Source organism: Kribbella albertanoniae, from assembly GCF_004348455.1.
Lineage (GTDB): Bacteria > Actinomycetota > Actinomycetes > Propionibacteriales > Kribbellaceae > Kribbella > Kribbella albertanoniae.
The window spans coordinates 12,278-31,626 of the sequence record NZ_SMKA01000074.1 but is presented as its reverse complement, the minus strand read 5'-3'; the positions used below and the strand labels follow the sequence as shown (position 1 = coordinate 31,626).

The following is a 19,349-nucleotide window of genomic DNA, read 5'->3' as shown; positions in this document are numbered from 1 at the left end:
GTTCGGTGGGGCACCCGTCGTGGAGTTGGGGAGCATGGCCACCCGGAAACGACGGGTAGGACTCCCCAGCTCGCGCGGTAACCGGCGGAACCTCGTACACCTACTGGCGACCCCGGACACCGCACCAGATGTCCGGGGTCCCCAGTAGGTGACCGCGGTACACCCGACTCACCTGCATGCGGCCCAGCAGAGCGCCGTACCCGCAACGGGCGAAGGAACCGCACGCCTGGACGCACGCCTGGTCTCCGGATCGTCGGACGTTGCGGTGGGCCTGACGGCGAACCACCCACACATCGGACCGGAGAACCCCATTTGAGGGGATCTCCCCGCAGGTTGTCGCTTCTCCCCTGAACATTCGAGGGGAGAACCGGCAAGCCGGATGGATATCCGTTCAAATGCGCCCTGGGTGGGTCGGCTGGAGGGGGAAGTGGGGTTAGCGGGGGACTGCTAGGACTGATTGGAGGACGGCTTCGAGGGTGGTTTTGCTGAGTTCGGTGCGGACGGTGCATTCGATGCCGGCGTAGATGTCTTGCAGGGCGGGCTGGATGCCGTGGCCGATGACGCAGCCCTGGTCGGGGTCGGCGCGGTGCAGGGCGAAGAGGGGGCCGGGTTCGATCGCGTCGTACACGTCCAGCAGTGTCATTGCGGTGAGGTCGCGGGTCAGGGACCAGCCGGCGCCGACGCCGCGGCGTGACTCGACCAGTCCGGCGGCGCGGAGTTCGCCGAGCAGGCGGCGGATGACGACCGGGTTGGTGTTCGCGCTGCCGGCGATCTGTTCGGAGGTGGCGACCTCGTGGCCCTGGCGCTGGTACAGACCGATCCAGGCCAGTGTGTGCGCCGCGATGGTCAGCCTGCTGTTCGCGCTCATGGTCCTCCTTGCCGTCGTAACTAAGTATGTTACCTTAAGGTCGAAGTAACCATTCTTGTTACGACAGAGGAGCTGGCTATGAGTAAGGCGTTGGCAGGCAAGGTCGCGTTGGTCACTGGTGGGTCCCGAGGGCTGGGAGCGGCGACGGTCCGGTTGCTGGCCGGGCAGGGTGCGGATGTCGCCTTCACCTATGTGAGTTCGGCGGCGCTGGCTCAGAGCGTTGTCGACGAGGTGCAGGCACTCGGGGCGAAGGCGGTCGCGTTCCAGGTCGACCATGCCGACACGAGTCAGGCGCCGGTGCTGATCGACCAGGTCGTCGCCGCGTACGGCGGTCTGGACATCCTGGTGAACAACGCGGCGATCGGCGTCTACGGCCGCGTCGACGACCCGGAGGTGGACACCGCCGCGCTCGACCGGATGCACGCGATCAACTACCTCGGCGTGATCGCCGTCATCCGCGCCGCCGCCAAGGTCCTCCGCGACAACGGCCGGATCATTACGATCAGCTCCGGCCTAGGCACCCGCGTCGGCCTCCCCGGCCTGGCCGACTACTCCGCCACCAAGGCAGGCATCGAGCGCTACACCCTCGGCGCCGCCCGCGACCTGGGCCCCCGCAACATCACCGCGAACGTCGTCGAGGCCGGCCTGATGGAGACCGGCATGGCCGCCGACCCCGCCGTACTGAAGGCGCTCCTCGCCGGCCTGTCCATCCAGCGCGTCGGCCACCCCGACGAGATCGCCGCCGCCATCGGCTTCCTGGCCGGGCCCACCGCCACCTATGTCACCGGCGCCGTCCTCGACGCCCACGGCGGCTACAACGCCTGAGGCCCCCGGGCCCGGCGAAACGCCAGCACTGCAAGCGGAATCTGGGTGGCGGTGTAGATGACGTGGAACGAGTAGTGATGAAACGTCTGCACCGGATCGAACGGCAGAAACGGCAACGGCAGCACGCTCAGCAAACCCCCACCGACCCCGTTCAGCACCGCCCACCCGAACAAGGGCCAGGCAGACCACCGCAGTACGCCGATCAACGCGACGTACACGAGTGACGGATAAAGCGTCTCCGCACTAAGCAACGTCTGCCCAGGCAGATCCGCCACGTTGTGCAGCACAAACCCCAACCAAGCGACGGCAATCGCCAGTCCGATCATGAGGGCCAACCTACGAGGGTCCCGCACCTTCAGGCACCCTCACCTCGGAACCCTGCCCCATCGGGAAGGCCTCAGCCTGAGACTAGCCCGTCTCGGAGAGCTGCTCGGTTGGCGATGCCTAGTTTGCGGTAGGTGCTGGAGAGGTGGAGTTCGATCGTTTTCACGGTGAGGAAGAGGTCCTGGGCGATCTCCCGATTGGTCGCCCCGGCTGCCGCCAGCTCCGCAACGCGTAGTTCGCCGGCGGTCAGGGCGGCTCGTCCGGTGAGGCGGTTGCGGCGCGGGCGGAAGCCGGCTGCGGTGAGCTCCGAGCGGGCCCGTTCGGCGAGCTGGGTTGCCCCACAGACCTCGGCCTGATCGAGAGCGCGGCTCAGGAGGTCGCGGGCCTCCATCCGCCGGCCGGTCCGCTGAAGGTATGCGCCGTACTCGAGCAGCGAGGCCGCCAGCTCGAGCTTGGCTGGACTGTCTGTCAGCACGGCCACCGAGGCCGCGAGCAGTTCACCGGAATCGAGCACGAGGCCGAGGTTGCGCCGTACCCGTCCCAACGCCCGAGCGCCCTGCCAGCGCTCGGCCAGCTCTAGCTCCTCAGTCAGTACGGCGCTCGCTGTCGCCCGATCCCCGAGCGCATGAGCCGCGAGCGCGGCCACCGAACGCCACGACGCCAAGGCGGGGTTCGCGAAGCCGAATGACTGCCAGACGTGCCCGGCTCGCCTGGCCGTGGCCAGCGCCTCGTTGTGCCGACCGTTCAGCAGCAGAAGCTCGGCCCAGGCCGTCAGCGCGTAGTACACAGGCCGGTCGGGCACACCGGCGTACGGGACGCCGACCTGGCGGAGAGCCGCCTCCGCACTCGGGAGGTCGCCGCGATAGGCGAGTGACCAGGCGAGATACGCGGCAGCGAAGCTGGGGTCCATGTCGACCCGCCCGGTGCGGGCCAGCTCGAGCGCCTCGCGGGCGTCCTGCTCTGCATCGCTCAGCTGACCGGTCCAGAGGTGAGCTGCGGCGCGGAAGCAGTAGGCCGCGGCCAGCGAGCGGACCGACCCGTTCTGATGTGCCTGCGCGACCGCCTCGTTCAGGCTGGTCAGAGCGAGTCGCTCGTCGGCAGCGAGCAGCGTGAGCCAGCCGCAGACCAGCGGTCCCTCGCCATTCGACGTACGGATCAGCTCGCCATCGGCCAGTGCCGCCGTGGCCCGCTCGACGCCGCTTGGCACGCACTGTGCCATTTCATGGGCACTGATCGCGGCTGCCAACAGCTTGGCGCCGATGCCATCGCTCGCCGGCAGGTCTGCCAGCGATGGCACGCGGTCCTGCAGATGCAACCGGCCCGGTACGACGAACACTCCGACCAGCAGCGTCGCCTCGATCTGCCGACGGAGATCCTCGGCCGAATCAGGGGTCTCGTCCCGCGCCTTCTCGAGCGCGGCGAAGGCCTCAGCGGGATCCAGTAAGTAGCCGCGGGCCCGGCCGAGTTGGAGTCCGAGCCGGGCGCGCTGCACCGGATCGGCGGTCAGGCCCCGGGCCTCGGCGGTCAGGTCCGCCGCGGTCTGAAGGTCGACCTGCAACGCGAGCTCGGATGCGGCCACCAGCAGCTCTCGCCGTCGATCAACCGGTAGCGATTCGTCCAGGCAGCGGCGCAGAAACACGAACGCGCCCTCCACCGAACCCCGCGCCAACGCCGACGATGCCGCCCGCTCCAGCCAGTCGATCGCAGCCGGTTCCAGTCCACGCGGAGCCTTCACAAGATGCGCGCCGACGTGTTCCGCCGGCGCTCGTGATGCCTGCAGCACGTTGGCAGCGGCCGCGTGCCTCCGACCCAGTTCGACGGGATCGATCGTGGCTTCGACGGCAGCGCCGACCAACGGATGGGTGAAGGTCACCTGGTCGGTGTCGAGCTCGACGAGGCCGGCCGCTTGCAGTCCGGCCAGGCCGTCCGCGGCCTCAGGCCGGTCTGGCGCAGCCAACTGCAGGACGAGCGGTACGGCGGCTCGCTGGCCGAGGACCGCGAGACAGCGGGCGATCTCGGTGGCCACCGGTCCCGCAGCCGCCAGGCGAGCGGTCACGAGGTGTGCGACCGTGCTGTGTCCGTGCGCGAGGATCAGGCCCGAATTCTGATCGACCGGAGCAACGTTCTTGTCCAGCAGCGCACCGGCCAGGGCTCGCACCAGCAAGGGATTCCCGCGGGTGGCCTCGTACGCGTCCCGGGCGAAGCGCGGCTGACACGGTTCACCGAACGTGCTGTCCAGCAGCTCGGTCGTCGCCTTGACCGACAGCCGACCGGGCCGGATGACGCGGACACCAGAGTCCGCCAGGAGCCGCAGTACCTCCGGACGGTCGGCGTCCCGGCCGCTCCGCGCGGCCGCGAGGACGAGCAACGGCAGGGCGGGCAGACGGGGAAGCAAGTAGGTGAGATAGCGCAGCGACGGCGGGTCGGCCCACTGCAGGTCGTCGATCACGATCACGGTCCGACCGTCGCAGAGGTTCACCGTCAGCCAGTAGAGGCCGTGTAATACGGCCAGCTCCGAATTGGCCGCCGAATGCTCACCGGCCACCGGATCGAAGACCCGAACCGCTTGCGCCGCCGGCCCGGAGAGTGCTGACTCGTCAGCATCGCGCACGGCGTGGCCGAACAGTTGCCCGACGAGGCCGAACGGCACGTTCTGCTCGAATTCGGTGCCGCGGGCGGTGAACAGCCGGTGCCCCGGCCGCCGTACCTGGGCCAGCAGGCGCGACTTCCCGATACCGGCTTCGCCTTGTACGACGAGCATCTGGCCGTGCCCGCCGCCCGCAGTTGCCTGCGCGTCGGCGATCGCTGCTTGCTCGAGATCGCGCTCGAGAAGCTGGTCTCCGGTCGCCACTCCGGCAGTCTGCCCGATCGTGCAGGTCAAGGCATACCCCAGATTCCTGGGGGATTTACTGGGGTGCTGGACGGCGGTCCCGCTGCCATGCTCAGATGCGATAGCGCCAGGCTGAGCTGGGGGGAGTGCCGAGCATGAATCCGTCGGGGGATGGAGAGTTCGAGGTCAGGGTGCTCGGACCGACCGAGGTCAGAGTTCGCGACGAGACGTTCCGGGTCGAGCGTGCGTTGGAGCGGGCCCTGCTGGTCCGGCTGGCGCTGGCGCGTGGCCACGGCGTACCGGATGAAACCCTGGCCGCCGATCTCTGGGGTGAGGGGCAGGTCGACAAGCCGACCGAGCGGCTCCGAGTGCTGATCTATCGGTTGCGCAAGGCACTGGGCGCGCACGCCGCCGCCGTCCACCGCGCCCCGAATGGTTATGCCCTCAAGGGCCGGCTGGCCGATCTGCTCACGGTCGAGGACGAGTTGCTGGCGATCCGCGCAGCTCGGCGCAGTGGGCAACCGGGCCGGATCTGCGCGGCTGCGGCCGAGGCGCTGGCCCAGTGGCGCGGCCCGGCGTTCGCTGATGTCCGGGAGACGCCGTACGGCGCTGTCGAGGCGGCGCGGCTCGAGAGCCTGCACCTCGATCTGCTGACCGACCGGCTGGAGGCGGAACTTGCCCTCGGCACCATCGCCGTCAGCGAGGTGGATCAGCTCGCGCGCCGCAATCCGCTGAACGAACGCCTGGTTGGGCTGTCCGTCGTCGCCCTGTACCGCGCGGGCCGGCAGGCCGAGGCGCTGGCGCGGGTGTCCGACCTTCGCCGTGCGCTGGCCGATCAGCTCGGTATCGACCCGTCGCCGACAACCCTCGAGCTCGAGTTGCGTCTGCTCCGCCAGGATCCGTCGCTGCTGGTTCGGGACGTCCGGCCGGTCGACGAGGCGGCAGAGCCTGGTACGTCGATGATCGGCCGGGGACCTGAGGTCACGGCGTTGCTGGATCGCTTGCGTAGACCGGCCGTTGTCACCCTGACCGGTGCTCCTGGGGTGGGCAAGACCCGGCTGGCTCGGGAGGTCGCAAACCTGGTCGCGCAGCCGGGGCGCCCGGTGGTCTGGCTGGATCTCACCCGCCTGTCGCGCGGCGACGCCGTACTGCCGAGTCTTGCGGCGGCGACCCAGGTCGATGCTGCGGGCAACGAACTGCTGCCGCTCTGCGTGGCCAGGCTGGCCGGCGCGCTGCTCGTGCTCGACGGTGCCGAACACGTCCTCGACCCGATCGCCGATCTGCTGATGGCCATTGCCGACCAGGGCGAGCGGGTCTCGGTGCTGATCACCTCGCAGCGCCCGGTCCGGGTTTCGGCCGAGGAGGTGCGGCCGCTCGGTCCGCTCAGCCGGGCCGATGCGATCCGGCTCTTCCAGGAGCGCTGTGGGCTGGGGCCCGACGACGACGCCGAGGTCGCCGACACCATCTGTACGGCGGTCGATCGATACCCGCTCGCGATTGAGCTCGCCGCCGGTCTGACCCGGACGCTGACTGTCGAGCAGATCGCGCAGCGGATCGAGTACCGGCTGCGACTGCTGGTCGGTGGCGCACGGTCAGCCGGCGGTCGGCACAGCAGCCTGCGGACAGCCATCGACTGGAGCTGCTCACTGCTCGACCCGCTCGGGCAGGCGCTGCTGCACCGGGTCGCGGTCTTCGCCGGCGGGTTCACCTTGGAGGCGGCCGAAGAGGTTGCCAGTGGCAATGAACCGCCGATCGAGGCTGCCGACATCGCGCCGCTGCTGGCCGACCTGCACGACCGGAGCCTGATCACGATCAGCGTCGAACCCGGCGGCCATCGCTTCGGCCTGCTGGAGAGCATTCGGGACTACGCGCTCGAGGGATTAGTAGCTGACGGCAATGAAATCGACGTTCGCCGCCGGCAGGCCGACTGGTGTGCGGAGCTCGCGGCCCGGACCCAGCGGTACGGCGGTGCCGACCACGAACTGCTGGTCGGTGAACTGAGCCGGGAGGAGGCGAACCTGCGGTCGGCCGTCCAGTGGTCCCTCGAGACCCCGGGCGAGGCGCACCGGGTGCTTGCCATCGCGGCGCCGACCTGGTGGTACTGGTGGAGCCACGGCCGCCTGATCGTGGAGGCACGCGACTGGCTGCATCGGGCGTTGGCGATCGAAGAGGAGGCGCCGCCGCGGGATCGCGCAGTTGCGCTCCGGGCAACGGCTTCGCTGACTCGGAACAGCGGCGACGCGGTCGGTGCGTTGGCGCTCGGCGAGCGAGCCCTCGGGATCTTCCGGTCACTCGGCGACGACCTGGGCTGTACCTCCACGCTGGTCGGATTGTGCATCTCGAACCTTGCCCTGGCCAAGTTCGAGACTGCGCTCGAGCTGGGCTTCCAGGCGTCCGAGCTGGCCGAGTTCGTCGGCGAACCCAGGCTGCTGGGGACCGCGATGAACGTCACCGGCGGTGCGCTGCGTGGCTTGGGCAGGCTGGAGGAGGCCGAGGAGCGGTTCCAGGCGGCCGTTGAGTTGTGGCGGCGGATCGACGACCGGCGGGGCCAGGCGGGGACGCTGGGCAACCTCGGTCTGGTCTACCAGCGCACCGGCGACCTGGGCCGGGCTCGCGAACGACTGCGGGACGCGCTGCAGCTGTACCGCGAGATCGATCTGACCGAGGGGATCATCGACATCGTCGAGCTCGTCGCGGGTCTCGAGGTGGCGGCCGGGCGATACCGGTCGGCGCTCCGGATCCTGACCGTGGCCGGCATCCAACGCCTCCGGCTGGGAGCGCCGCTGATCATCGCCGACGAGCTGGAGGCGCGGGACCTGGTCGAAGCGGCCGCCCGCTCGGCGTTGGGAGCTGAGGCGGACGTGGTGGTGGCCGCGAGCCGGGACGACTCCCTGACTCAGCTGGCTGACGAGCTGCTCGGCTCACTTTCCGGCTGACTGCGTACCGGTCCGGCCTGTGCGGATGCTCAGGGCAACGAAACCGGCTACCGCGAGGGTGGTCAGGGCGGCGGGGACGAAGAAGACCTGGGGGAGGCCGATCGCGGCGACGCCGATACCGCCGATCGCGCCACCGATCGCGGAGCCGACCGGGATCGCGCCGAGGAACACGCCGGACGCCGTACCGACGCCTTCGGGGTAGAGGTCCTGGGCGATCGACACGCCGATCGCCGCGACACAGGCCCAGAGGCCCGCGGTCAGGGCCTGACCGAGGAACAGCATGCCGACACCGGTGCTGGTGGCGAAGGCGAGGTTGCCGCACAGGCCCAGTACGACGCCGCCGGTCATCACGGGGAGTCCGCCGAAACGGTCGGCCAGCCGGGCGACCACGGGCAGCATCAGCAGCTCGATCAGCGGCTGGATCCCGATCACCGCGCCGCGGACCGAGTCGGACAGGTGGAGTTCGTCGGCCATGTAGATCGGGAGATAGCCGAACTTGATGGTGTCGCCGGTCATCGCCAGCACGCACAACGCGGTGAACGCGAGCAGCGGCAGCATGTGGGTGATCTCGCGGGTGCCCGGCGATCGGAGGGTCGACCTCGGCGCCTGGTAGCGCTCGATGCGCTGGCGGCCGAACGGGATGATCTGGGCGAACACGCACACTGCGGTTGCCACGAGCAACGAGCGGAGGCCGAAGACACCGCCGTACCAGCTGCCGAGGACCGGGCCGAGGATCCAGCCGATCGTGAAGCCCATCCGGACGGTCGCGACGACGCGGTTGTCGGCGCGGGTCGGGTTGCGGCTGAGTTCGTCGCGGCAGGCGGCGAAGAGCTGGGCCATCGAGCCGCCGCCGATGCTGAGGACAACGATGCTGATCACGAACGGCTGCCAGACGGCGTTGGTGGAGGCCATCGCCAGCCAGCCGGCGGTGCCGACGAGCGCGCAGATCCGGAGCAGGCGGAGCCGGTCGTGACTGCGGTCCGAGAGCCGGCCGAGCAGGTAGCCGGCGATCGGGGCGGCGAGGTTGGTGACGTAGTAGAGGCCGGCCACGGGGAGCGGCGTACCGAGGTCGCGGACCAGGAAGAGGGTGAGCTGCGGAGTCGCGGCCGACATCCCGATCCCGGCGATCAGCAACGACAGGAACGCCGCGCGGTAGAAGGGCGACCGGGCGACGACACGCAGTGCAGACTCGGGCCGGTCGAACACGGTGCAAACGTTATCCGCTCACGGCGGTTGGTGTTGCGGCGTCTCGCCGTACGAGCCGGCCGAGGTGAACTCGGCCGGCTCGTCTGCTTTTCAGTACGACGCTGGGTCAGTCGTCGTCGTTGTCGTCGTGATCGTTGCCGCGGTTGTCCGAGTTGCTGTCGGCGCGGTTCGACAGGAGCTTGCCGTCGGCGTCGTAGCTCAGCTCGCGCCAGCCGGCCGTGGTGTGCACGTCCAGCTCCCACTTGCTGTCGTCCCAGTCGACATCGGTCACGACGCCACCCGGGACATCCTTCACCGCCTGCTCGGCCGCCTTCGCGGCGGTCAGTGAGCCGGTCGGTACGCCGGTGGAGTTGCCGGCCGACGGGCTTGCGGTCGGGCTGGTAGCCGGCTTGTCGTCGGACTGGACGGCGTACGCGGTGGCGACGCCTCCGGTGGCGATGACGGCAGCGGCGGTCAGGGTCAGTGCGAGGCGCTTCATCAGGCGGCCTTTCGATCGGGGAACTCCTTGACGACCACCACAGTGCCGACCCTGCCTGAAGCGGTCCTGAAGCAACCTGAAGCGGGCTTCAGGTGGGTCTGTCAGGCTGGGGGCATGCGGTTGCTGATCGTCGAGGACGAGAAACGGCTGGCCAATTCGCTCGCGAAGGGGCTGGTCGCCGAGGGATTCGTGGTGGACGTCGCGTACGACGGCCTGACCGGGCTGGACCGTGCGCTGAGCGGCGAGTACGACCTGATCCTGCTCGACATCATGCTCCCCGGCCGGAACGGTTACCGCGTCTGCGCCGACCTGCGCGCGGCCGGCTCCGAGGTCCCGGTCCTGATGCTGACCGCGAAGGACGGCGAGTACGACGAGGCCGAGGGACTCGACACCGGCGCCGACGACTACCTGACCAAACCCTTCTCGTACGTCGTCCTGCTGGCTCGGATCCGTGCCCTGCTGCGCAGGCGTACTCGGGGTGCGGCGCCGGTGATCGAGCTCGGCGATCTACGGCTCGAACCGGCCGCGCGCCGGGTGTTCCGCGGGGACGACGAGGTGGAGCTGACGGCGAAGGAGTACGCCGTACTGGAGCATCTCGCCACGAACGCCGGGCAGGTGGTGTCGAAGACGCAGATCCTCGATCACGTCTGGGACGCGGCGTACGACGGTGATCCGAACATCATCGAGGTCTATGTCAGCGCGCTGCGGCGGAAGCTGGACACGCCGTTCGGACGGAAGGCGATCACCACCGTGCGCGGATCGGGCTACCGGCTCGCGCGGGACGGTGGCTGACATGCGCGGCTCCCTCCGAACCCGAACTACGGTCGCCGCCACCGCCGTGGTGGCCGTGGCACTCGTGATCGCGGGCCTGGCCGTCGTACTGCTGCTGCGTGCAAACCTCGCCAGCCAAGCCGAGCTGCAGGCCGAAGTCACCGCGCAACAGTTGGCGTCACAACTGGCCGGCGGTACGGCGATCGCCAAGCTGGACCTGGACGAAGAACGCCCCGTCCGCATAACTGATGCCGACGGCAAGGTGTTGGCGGTGAGCGAAAAGCTGACCGCCATCGACAGTAGGCCGGTGCAGTTGCCTACAGCAACGCCTACGCCCAGGCCGACGTCTACGCCCACAGACAGCGATGATGACAGCGACGAACCTGATGACGACGAGACATCTCAGCCTGAGCCTGGGAAGGTTTCTGAGGGCGATGCCGGCTACTCGACGGGTACGGCGACTGTTGACGGGCGGACGGCGGAGTACCGGTTCGCGGCGTTGAAGGTGACGTTGCCGGCTGGTGGTGGTGAGGTGACTGTGCAGGCCGGTGCGGAGCTGGCGACGACACAGGATGCGGTGTCGACAGTCAGCCGGACGATGCTGATCGGGTTGCCGCTGCTGCTCGCAGTCGTTGCCTTGACCACCTGGATGGTCACCCGTCGCGCGCTAGCGCCGGTCGAGGCGATCCGGACCGAGCTCGCCGGAATCACGGCCGCCCGCGACCTGCGCCGTCGCGTCCCGGTGCCGGAGTCCCGCGACGAGGTCGCCCGCCTCGCGCGAACGACGAACGACACGTTGACCGCGCTGGAGACCTCGGTCGCCCAGCAACGCGGTTTCGTCGCGGACGCATCCCATGAACTCCGCAGTCCGATCGCCTCGCTCCGCACCCAGCTCGAGGTCGCCGCCGCGCACCCCGAACTGCTCGAGCTCGACGAGCTGATCGCCGACACAGTCCGCCTCCAGCACCTCGCGGCCGACCTGCTCCTGCTCGCGCGCCTCGACGCCGGCGACCACCCCGACCCGGAACGCATCCAGGTCACCGACCTGGTCCGCGACGCGATCGACGGCCGGACCGCCCGCCTCGACCTCACCGGTGAACCGGTTGTCCTAGGCAGCAAAACGCGGCTGGCCCGGATTCTCGGCAACCTGCTCGACAACGCCGAACGCCATACCCACCAGGAGATCCGGGTCGTCGTCAACTCCGCCGACGGCCACGCCGTGATCCAGGTGCAGGACGATGGCCCCGGCGTGCCGGAGGCCGATCGGGAGCGGATCTTCGAGCGCTTCGTCCGCCTCGACGACGCCCGCAGCCGTGACGAAGGCGGCGCCGGCCTCGGCCTCGCGATCGCCCGCGACCTGGCCCAGGCCCACGGCGGCACCCTCACGGTCACCAGTTCCCCCTCCGGCGGAGCCTCCTTCAACCTCCACCTGCCGCTCGCTCCATCTTCCTAAGGAGGACACCGGGCAGAATGGGGCGCATGGCCTTGACTCGGCGTACCTTGCTCACCGGTGCCGCGGCGTTGCCGCTGGCCGGTTCCGTCCAGACAGCCTCAGGAGTTGGCAACCACACGATGAACGACGCGCCTGCCGTGAAGGACCTGATCGAGGAGCTCGTCGAGAAGTACGGCGACGGTGGCGTGGCCCCGATCGTGTCACTCGGCGCTGCCGTCCTGCGGCAGGTCGCGGAACCGTTCGACGGCCAGGTGGACGACAACGTGCTGGCCGAGTTCATCGCGCTCATGCAGCGGACGATGCGGGCGGCTCCCGGTGTCGGCGTGGCTGCACCGCAGATCGGCGTACCGGTCCAGATCGCCGTACTGGAAGACCCGGCGACCGTTCCGCCCGAGATCGCCGAAGCGCGGCACCGCTACAAGCTGGAGTTCTTCGCGGCGATCAACCCGACCTACCGCTCGGCCGGGCACCGGCGCCGCGGCTTCTACGAAGGTTGCCTGAGCATGCCCGGGTACACGGGTGTGGTGAACCGCTACTTCTCCGTCCACGCCAAGTACCTCGACGCGACCGGCGAGACCCACCGCAAGACCTTCGAGGGCTGGCAGGCCCGGATCGTCCAGCACGAAACCGACCACCTCCGCGGCACGGTCTATGTGGACAAGCTGGAGACCCGTTCGCTGTGCACGATCGAGAACTACACCGCCAACTGGGCCGACCCCGTCCCGACCCGAGCGGCCGAAGCTCTCGGCTTCGACCTCGAATAGCACACAAATGGCCCTTGTGAAATAAATCTCAAGGACTGGAACCAGGCTGGGGTCCGGAGATTTGCTCGTTAAAGTTAGGTAGACCTAACTCTTTCGAGTCCATGTGAGGGACGCAGCTTGTGAAGGATCTCCGCATCGCCGTCATCGGTGCCGGGCCAGCCGGTATCTACGCCGCCGACATCGTGACCAAGGAGCACCCTGGGGCCCAGGTGGACCTGATCGAGCGGTTACCCGCGCCGTTCGGGCTCGTCCGGTACGGCGTCGCGCCGGACCACCCGCGGATCAAGGAGATCATCAAGGCACTCCACCGGGTGCTGCAGAACGAGCGGATCCGGTTCATCGGCAACGTCACGTACGGCGTCGACCTGAAGCTGGACGACCTGCGCCGGCACTACGACGCGGTCATCTTCGCCACCGGCGCGATCACCGACCGGCCGCTCGACATCCCGGGCGTCGACCTGCCCGGCAACTACGGTGCCGCCGACTTCGTCTCCTGGTACGCCGGACATCCCGACGTACCGCGGGAATGGCCGCTCGAAGCGCGTGAGGTCGCCGTACTGGGAGCCGGAAACGTGGCCCTCGACATCGCCCGGATGCTGGCCAAGCCGGCCGACGAGCAGCTCAGCACCGAGATCGCCGACAACGTGTATCAGGGCCTGAAGCTCAACCAGGCAACGGATATCCACGTCTTCGCGCGGCGTGGTCCGGCGCAGATTAAATTCACGCCGATGGAGCTGCGGGAGTTGTCGCACTCGCCGGCGGTGGACGTGATCGTGCACCCGGAAGGTTTCGAGATCGACGAGGCGAGCCAGGCCGCGATCACGTCGAGCAAGAGCACGCGGCTGGTCGTCGACACCTTGCTCAAGCACCTTGAGGCCGAGCCGACCGGTGCACCGCACCGCATCCACATCCACTTGTGCCACAACCCGGTCGAGGTGCTCGGCGCCGACCGCGTCGAGGGTCTGCGCACCGAGAAGACGCAGCTCCAGGGTGACGGCACCGCGAGGGGGACCGGCGAGTACGTCGATACTCCGGTGCAGGCGGTCTACCGCGCTGTCGGGTACCTGTCGTCGCATCTGCCGGAGCTCCCGTTCGACCACCAGGCCGGGGTCATCACCAACGACCGCGGTCGCGTGCTGGACTTGGACGGCGTACCGCTCGAGGGTATGTATGTGACCGGCTGGATCAAGCGCGGCCCAATCGGCCTGATCGGCCACACCAAGTCCGATGCGGCCGAGACAATCGCCAGCCTGCTCTCCGACCTCGACACCCTGCCGCGCCCCGAGGAGTCCGACCCGGACGCTATCCTCACGCACCTCAAGGCGAACGGCGCCGTCATCGTCGACGCCGCCGGCTGGGCCCGCCTCGATGCCCACGAGATCGCCCTCGGCGAACCCCACGGGCGTGAGCGGATCAAGGTCGTGCCGCGCGAAGACATGCTCCGCGCGGCCACCTCGGAGTAGCAGCTACTCCGGCAGCTCCTGGCCGGTCCGGTCCGCAACCATGTACGACGCGTACCAGGCCGGCCACTGCTCGTCGTACTCACCGCCATGCCGCTTCTCGTGCTCACCATGCGCGGCAGCAGCACGCTTCAGCGCCTCGGCGAGCTCGTCTGCCGACGCGTAGGTCGCCTCGGTCACGCGACCCGGGAGCCTGGTGGTGACTTCCTGAAGCAACCACGTGTTGCCGTCAGGATCCTGGAACGTCGCGAACGAGCCGTAACTGCTCTCATCCCGCCCTGCAACGCGGTTCTGAGCACCCGCCTCGAACTGCGCTCCCGGTGCGCCCGGGTGGAACACCTCGCTGACCTCAACACCCAGCTTGCTCAGCTCGGTCCGGGCTTCCTCGACGTCATCCACCACCAGGTAGAGCCCCTGTGCGGAACCAGGCTCGGCCGTCGTCACCGCCGTACCGAACTGCACCGAAGCCGGCGACCCCGGCGGCGTGAACTGCACGATCCGAAACCCGTTGTCAAAGGCAAAGTCCGCATCCAGCCGCCACCCCAGACCGCCGTAAAACTCCTTGGCCCGATCTACATCAGCCACCGGAACCACAACCGCCTCAAGCTTCAGCTCGACGCCCATCGCTCTCTCCTCCTGCGCTCATCCTGCTCTGAGCACATGAACGTCCGCACCGCCCCACGGCATTCCGAGGACCAGGTCGTGGCCGGTACCGCGACCTGGTCCCCAGCAAAGGGGGTTAGTGCCGAGCGCGTCGACGGATCAACCCCGTCGCCCCGACCGCCACCGCAAACAACGCCAAGCCCGCCAACAACCGAACCCAGCTCCGGCCACCCTCACCAGTAGCCCCCGCCAACTTCAACGAGTAGGCAGTAGCACTAGCCGCCCCCTCAGGAGCCCCATACGGCATCCCCTCAGTCTTGGCCCGGTTAGCAGCCGCCGCCAACATCCCATACCGCCGCCCAAAGTCGAGCGCAGTATCCGCCCCCTTCTTCTGCAGCACGAGAGCACCCTCAGCAGAAAGCCGCTTAGCCCCATCCGGAATCCCGGTAGCCCCATCCGCAGCCGTAGTCAGCCCCTCAGCCAACTTCCCCGACCCCTCAGCAGCCGACCCGATCCCAGTAGCCAACTCCTTGGATCCCGTGGCGAGCTGGTCCGACCCGTCCCGTGCCTTGCCAACGCCATCAGCCAACTTCCCGGTCCCACCGGAAAGCAGGAACAGACCGTCGTCGAGCTGCCCGGTCCCGTTCACCAGTACGCCGACACCGGCCTTCAGCTTGCCCGTACCGGTCGCCAGTGACCCGGCACCGGTGTTCAGCTGATCGGCGCCGTCCGAGAGCTGGTTCAACCCGGTGAGCAGCGTCTTGCCGCCTGCCTGGATCTGGCCAACGCCGCCCTGCAGACCGTTGACCCCACCACGCAGTGTTTTGTTCTTCGGAGTGTCCTTCTTGGTGCCGATCCCCTTCTGGACATCCTCCACCACCTTGGACACCAAGAAGCTGACCCCGGCGTCCACTCGCACGAGCCCTTGCATCAGACCCGGCTCGGTTGCGGGACAGCCGTCCTTACCGAGGCCGAGGCTCGTGTTGTCCAGGCCGCACTGCAGCTTGGTGATTCCGTTGACCGCAGGCCCGGTCAGCCGGGCCTTCAGGTAGGCGAGCGCCTCCTGCAACGTGGCGTCGGCGGGCAACGGCTTGGTCGGGTCGGGCACCGGACCGCCGATGATGCCCAGCTTGGGGATCGTCGCGTCCAGGATCATCTTCTTGATCGGGTTCGGCTCGGCAGTGCGGTTCCCTTCGCCTGCCGGTCCGTTCAGCAGGGCCGCTGCAGCGCCGTAACACGCCTCGTCGTACCCCCTGGCCTTGGACCTGCCGTTGCTGACGGCATCCAAGACATCGCTCACGCAATGGACACCGCCGCGCATCTTGTCGATACCCGGCCCTGAGCCCGCGAGCGAGGCCTTCAGTTGGTGCAGGCCGTTGAGGAGTGTGTCCGGTTGATCGGCCGAGCCGATCCCCGCGCGCAGTTGCTTGATGCCTGTGTGCAGCTCCTGTGCCTTTGCGGGCAGTTGGCCGATCTTGCCGTACATCAGGGCGAGGCCGTCCTCGACGTCCTGCAGCCCACCGCCGACCTTGTTCAAGCCGTCGATCAGTGCCGGGGCTTTGCCGGTGGCCTGGTTCAGGCCGGACGCGAGCTTGCCTGTACCGGCCTTGAGTTGGCCGGCTCCTGCGTTGAGATCCGTTGCACCCTTCTGCAGGGTGCCGGCGCCCTTGTCCAGCTTGTCTGCGCCCGCGGCGGCTTCGCCGGTTTTGGTGCGGAGAAGCGAGGCGCCGGTGTCGAGTTCGGCTAGGCCGCCGGCCAGTTGGGCTGCTCCTCCGGAGAGCTTGGTGGCTCCGGGGGCGGCTTTGTCGGCCAGGCCCTCGTTCAGCGTCTTCGCGCCGGCGTTCAGTTGCAGCAGGCCGCTGAGGAGCTTCTGGGAGCCGTCGCGGAGCTTGATGAGATTGGCGTCCAGTTCGGTGCCGCCGTCGACTAGGTCGGTGCCCTTTTCGGCGCCGCTTTCGTAGCCGGTTACTGCTGTTTTGAAGGTGGGGCTGTCCAGTGGGCTTACTGGCAAGGCGGTCAGCTCGGCTTCGGGGACTATGGCGTCCTTGACCTGGGCTGACCAGCCGAACTCGGCGGTGGCTGCGCCTACGGGTGGGAACAGGGTCACCGTGAAGCTGAGTTTGGTGCCGCCTTTGCCGTCGCCGGCTTTGTTGGCTTCGTTCGACGAGACGTTGCCGAATTCTGGGGGCAGGACCGTGGTCAGCTGGCCGACCATGGGGATGACTACGTCGGCCTGTTCGGTGACCTGTTTGCCGTAGCCGTCTGTGATGGTTACCGGCTCGGAGCGGGCCGAGGTGTTTTCTACTACGTAGTGGGCTTCCAGGCGGCCCTTCTTGCCTACGACGTCGCCAGGCTTCTTCAGCTGCTTACCGTTGAGGGTGTAGGTGACGGCGACCTTGATCGGGAGCTTCTTCTTGTCGAAGTCGCTGACCGTACGCAGCCGCTGCTCGCCATCCACCGTGGTGTCGACGGCCATCTTGCCGTCCTTGACCGAGTAGCCGCCCCAGCTGTCGAGGTTGCGGAGGCCCTTGGTGGAGACGGGGTTGGTGAGCTTGACCTTGCCGTTGCCGGTCAGGGCCAGCTGCTCGTAGATGCGGGCGGTGTCGACCTTGCCGCTCGGGTCCAGGCGGGCCTGCACGGTTTCGGTGTTGGTGATGGTGACCGGGTCAGCGGTGGCGGTGGCCAGGGCCGGTGACGTGGTCAGGACGAAGACGGTCGGGACGGCGATGACGGCGGCCAGTCCTCGGGTGATCCGGCGGGCGGTCACGGACGTTCTCCTTCAGTGGTGGCGAACTCGCGAGTGGGTGCCTCTTCGGCCGGCTCGTCATCCGCAGGGGGAGCCTCGGTCTGGGCAGCGGCTGGTGTTCGGCCGGGCCATTGGAGCGAGGTCGCCAGGAACCCGATCCCGGCCGCGAGCAGTACGCCGGTCGCCGCCGAAGGTGATTGCGCCAGGAAGGCCGGGCTGTCCGCCGTGTAGCTCTCCTCGTACACCGCCACCATCGCGGCCGCGCCGAGCAGTAACGTCCACAACGGCAGCCGGTTCCCCGACCCCGCCGCGAACGCGACACACACGGCCACCACGACGACGGCCGCAACCGCGCGCCCGGAAGCCGAGTCAGGCAGGTAAAGCGCCCGTACGGCGAACCCGAGCCAGGCCACGAACAGCCCGATCAGGAACCCGATCGCTCGCTGGGCCGGGGTTCGTTCCTGCACCAGCCCCACCACACCCCCCAGGGCGCCGCCGACCAGTGCCACATGCTGCGTGTCCAGACCGAGCGCTTCCCCGACCAGACACAACAGACCTGCGACCACGGCCAGCAGAGCACCGCATAGCAAGGTACTGCGCTGCATTGAGTCCTCCACCTCACTGTCGGACTCCGGGACCCCCTCCGGAAAATCCAAGATTCACGTACTTGAACTACCGTTCAGTACGAAGCTGATGGACGTTCCTACCAGGCGGTAACCGCTTCCGGCAATGCCGGGGAGATACCGAGTCGCCAGGGACTCGCAAATGTGTCCCAAAGCACCGAAAAACCCCACAAACTCAAGTGTTTGAAGGACCTCCAGCCCGCTTTGCCAGGACATGCCACGCCTCCGTAGAGCAGGTACGACGTTGAGCACGGTTCAACCATGTGCGCGGCCGGATGGTGGTTGACGGGTACTCAAGGTCGGTTGGCCGGGCGACCTTGAGCACGGTTCGACCGTCCCGGCGGCTGCCAGATGGTTGATCGGTGCTCAAGGTGACTCCCCCTGGACAAACAATGGGTTCTTGAGGTGCAATATGCGATATATTGCACATCGCAGGGGAGAGAGAAATGGCTCTGGATGCCTTCGAGCGGTACCCGTTGCTGTTCGGGCCGAGCCCGATCCACCCGCTGGACCGGCTGACCGCGCACCTGGGTGGGGCGCGGGTCTGGGCCAAGCGCGAGGACTGCAACAGCGGCCTGGCGTACGGCGGGAACAAGACGCGCAAGCTGGAGTACCTGATCCCCGAGGCGTTGGCGCAGGGGGCGGACACGCTCGTCACCATTGGTGGAGTGCAGTCGAACCACACTCGGCAGGTCGCGGCCGTCGCTGCGAAGGTTGGGCTGAAGGCGGTCCTGCTGCAGGAGAGCTGGGTGGACTGGCCGGACCCGGTGAACGACAAGGTCGGCAACATCCTCTTGAGCCGGATCATGGGTGCGCAGGTCAAGTTGGTGGACGCCGAGTTCGGGATCGGGTTCAAGGACAGCTGGCACCGGGCGCTCGACGAAGTACGAGCAGACGGCGGTACGCCGTACGCGATCCCTGCCGGTGCTTCGGACCACCGCCTCGGCGGACTCGGGTTTGCCAACTGGGCCTACGAGGTGGAGCAGCAGGAGCGCGAACTCGGGGTCTTCTTCGACACGATCATCGTCTGCAGTGTCACCGGCAGCACGCACGCCGGGATGATTGCCGGGTTCGCCGGGCAGGATCGGCCGCGGCGGGTGCTCGGGATCGACGCGTCGGCCAAGCTCGCCGAGACCCATGCCCAGGTGGAGAAGATCGCCCGGTCGACCGCCGAGCTGATCGGCCTCGGCCGCGACCTGCGCCACGACGAGATCACGGTGCTCGAAGGCTGGGCCGGCGACCTGTACGGCGTTCCGGTGCAGTCGACCCTGGATGCGATCCGGCTGTCCGGCCGGCTGGAGGGGATGATCATCGACCCGGTCTACGAGGGGAAGTCGATGGCCGCCCTGATCGACCTTGTCCGGGACGGCGAGATCGGCAAGGACTCGAATGTGCTGTACGCGCATCTCGGTGGTCAGCCTGCCCTGAACGCCTACAGCGGACTCTTCCGGTAGGTTGCGGT

The 19,349-nt window shown here is 68.2% G+C and carries 15 protein-coding genes; 7 read left to right on the top strand and 8 right to left on the bottom strand.

Going from position 1 to position 19,349, the window contains the following annotated elements; all coding sequences use genetic code 11:
* Positions 1-433 precede the first annotated feature (433 nt).
* Positions 434-868: an Rrf2 family transcriptional regulator gene (locus E1261_RS18145; RefSeq protein WP_132408057.1), complete on the bottom strand. Its 435-nt coding sequence runs from the start codon at positions 866-868 to the stop codon at positions 434-436.
* Positions 869-946: 78 nt separating this feature from the next.
* Between E1261_RS18145 and E1261_RS18140 the strand changes: the two genes are divergently transcribed.
* Positions 947-1,693, top strand: coding sequence for an SDR family NAD(P)-dependent oxidoreductase (locus E1261_RS18140; protein WP_132408056.1), 747 nt, complete (start codon positions 947-949; stop codon positions 1,691-1,693).
* Here the strand turns inward: E1261_RS18140 and E1261_RS18135 are convergent.
* Positions 1,681-2,019 carry a hypothetical protein gene (locus E1261_RS18135; RefSeq protein ID WP_132408055.1) on the bottom strand — a complete coding sequence of 113 codons (339 nt, stop codon included), beginning with the start codon at positions 2,017-2,019 and terminating at the stop codon, positions 1,681-1,683. The two genes, E1261_RS18140 and E1261_RS18135, sit on opposite strands and share 13 nt — an antisense overlap.
* Before the next feature lie 71 nt (positions 2,020-2,090).
* A complete protein-coding gene (locus E1261_RS18130) occupies positions 2,091-4,868 on the bottom strand; it encodes an ATP-binding protein (protein WP_132408054.1) in 2,778 nt (925 codons plus the stop codon).
* Between the two features lie 134 nt (positions 4,869-5,002).
* Here E1261_RS18130 and E1261_RS18125 point away from each other — a divergent pair, with 134 nt between their 5' ends.
* Complete coding sequence (locus tag E1261_RS18125; protein ID WP_132408053.1) at positions 5,003-7,783, top strand: ATP-binding protein; 2,781 nt, start codon at positions 5,003-5,005, stop codon at positions 7,781-7,783.
* Here the strand turns inward: E1261_RS18125 and E1261_RS18120 are convergent.
* Together E1261_RS18120 and E1261_RS18115 are read right to left on the bottom strand one after the other, a co-directional pair.
* On the bottom strand, positions 7,769-8,989 hold the full coding sequence (locus tag E1261_RS18120; RefSeq protein WP_132408052.1) for an MFS transporter: 1,221 nt from the start codon (positions 8,987-8,989) through the stop codon (positions 7,769-7,771). The genes E1261_RS18125 and E1261_RS18120 overlap by 15 nt on opposite strands.
* A 106-nt stretch (positions 8,990-9,095) precedes the next feature.
* Positions 9,096-9,467, bottom strand: a complete 372-nt coding sequence (locus E1261_RS18115; RefSeq protein ID WP_132408051.1) for a hypothetical protein — start codon at positions 9,465-9,467, stop codon at positions 9,096-9,098.
* Positions 9,468-9,581: 114 nt separating this feature from the next.
* On the opposite strand from E1261_RS18115, the gene E1261_RS18110 reads away from it, so the two are divergent.
* The 4 genes from E1261_RS18110 (at position 9,582) to E1261_RS18095 (ending at position 13,918) form a co-directional block, all read left to right on the top strand.
* Positions 9,582-10,259, top strand: a complete 678-nt coding sequence (locus tag E1261_RS18110) for a response regulator transcription factor (RefSeq protein ID WP_132408050.1) — start codon at positions 9,582-9,584, stop codon at positions 10,257-10,259.
* Position 10,260: 1 nt separating this feature from the next.
* The gene (locus tag E1261_RS18105; RefSeq protein WP_132408049.1) at positions 10,261-11,691 is read left to right on the top strand and encodes a sensor histidine kinase; all 1,431 of its coding nucleotides are present in this window, start codon (positions 10,261-10,263) and stop codon (positions 11,689-11,691) included.
* 26 nt (positions 11,692-11,717) lie between these two features.
* On the top strand, positions 11,718-12,455 hold the full coding sequence (locus tag E1261_RS18100; protein ID WP_238176288.1) for a peptide deformylase: 738 nt from the start codon (positions 11,718-11,720) through the stop codon (positions 12,453-12,455).
* A gap of 119 nt (positions 12,456-12,574) precedes the next feature.
* The gene (locus tag E1261_RS18095) at positions 12,575-13,918 is read left to right on the top strand and encodes an FAD-dependent oxidoreductase (protein WP_132408048.1); all 1,344 of its coding nucleotides are present in this window, start codon (positions 12,575-12,577) and stop codon (positions 13,916-13,918) included.
* 3 nt (positions 13,919-13,921) lie between these two features.
* Here the strand turns inward: E1261_RS18095 and E1261_RS18090 are convergent, their stop codons facing one another.
* The 3 genes from E1261_RS18090 to E1261_RS18080 form a co-directional block, all read right to left on the bottom strand.
* Complete coding sequence (locus tag E1261_RS18090) at positions 13,922-14,539, bottom strand: VOC family protein (RefSeq protein ID WP_132408047.1); 618 nt, start codon at positions 14,537-14,539, stop codon at positions 13,922-13,924.
* A 115-nt stretch (positions 14,540-14,654) separates the two neighbouring features.
* Entirely contained in the window at positions 14,655-17,285 is a 2,631-nt protein-coding gene (locus E1261_RS18085) for a hypothetical protein (protein ID WP_132408046.1), read from the bottom strand.
* On the bottom strand, positions 17,282-17,869 hold the full coding sequence (locus E1261_RS18080; RefSeq protein WP_132408045.1) for a hypothetical protein: 588 nt from the start codon (positions 17,867-17,869) through the stop codon (positions 17,282-17,284). The genes E1261_RS18085 and E1261_RS18080 overlap by 4 nt, the downstream gene beginning before the upstream one ends.
* 464 nt (positions 17,870-18,333) lie before the next feature.
* Here E1261_RS18080 and E1261_RS18075 point away from each other — a divergent pair, with 464 nt between their 5' ends.
* The gene (locus E1261_RS18075; RefSeq protein WP_132408044.1) at positions 18,334-19,341 is read left to right on the top strand and encodes a 1-aminocyclopropane-1-carboxylate deaminase; all 1,008 of its coding nucleotides are present in this window, start codon (positions 18,334-18,336) and stop codon (positions 19,339-19,341) included.
* The last annotated feature ends 8 nt before the right edge of the window (positions 19,342-19,349 follow it).

What these genes read in the sequence shown, in the direction of transcription:
- E1261_RS18145 (WP_132408057.1), bottom strand. Translation starts at nt 868, where the DNA reads ATGAGCGCGAACAGCAGGCTGACCATCGCGGCGCACACACTGGCCTGG.
- E1261_RS18140 (WP_132408056.1), top strand. Translation starts at nt 947, where the DNA reads ATGAGTAAGGCGTTGGCAGGCAAGGTCGCGTTGGTCACTGGTGGGTCC.
- E1261_RS18135 (WP_132408055.1), bottom strand. Translation starts at nt 2,019, where the DNA reads ATGATCGGACTGGCGATTGCCGTCGCTTGGTTGGGGTTTGTGCTGCAC.
- E1261_RS18125 (WP_132408053.1), top strand. Translation starts at nt 5,003, where the DNA reads ATGAATCCGTCGGGGGATGGAGAGTTCGAGGTCAGGGTGCTCGGACCG.
- E1261_RS18115 (WP_132408051.1), bottom strand. Translation starts at nt 9,467, where the DNA reads ATGAAGCGCCTCGCACTGACCCTGACCGCCGCTGCCGTCATCGCCACC.
- E1261_RS18110 (WP_132408050.1), top strand. Translation starts at nt 9,582, where the DNA reads ATGCGGTTGCTGATCGTCGAGGACGAGAAACGGCTGGCCAATTCGCTC.
- E1261_RS18105 (WP_132408049.1), top strand. Translation starts at nt 10,261, where the DNA reads ATGCGCGGCTCCCTCCGAACCCGAACTACGGTCGCCGCCACCGCCGTG.
- E1261_RS18100 (WP_238176288.1), top strand. Translation starts at nt 11,718, where the DNA reads ATGGCCTTGACTCGGCGTACCTTGCTCACCGGTGCCGCGGCGTTGCCG.
- E1261_RS18090 (WP_132408047.1), bottom strand. Translation starts at nt 14,539, where the DNA reads ATGGGCGTCGAGCTGAAGCTTGAGGCGGTTGTGGTTCCGGTGGCTGAT.
- E1261_RS18080 (WP_132408045.1), bottom strand. Translation starts at nt 17,869, where the DNA reads ATGCAGCGCAGTACCTTGCTATGCGGTGCTCTGCTGGCCGTGGTCGCA.
- E1261_RS18075 (WP_132408044.1), top strand. Translation starts at nt 18,334, where the DNA reads ATGGCTCTGGATGCCTTCGAGCGGTACCCGTTGCTGTTCGGGCCGAGC.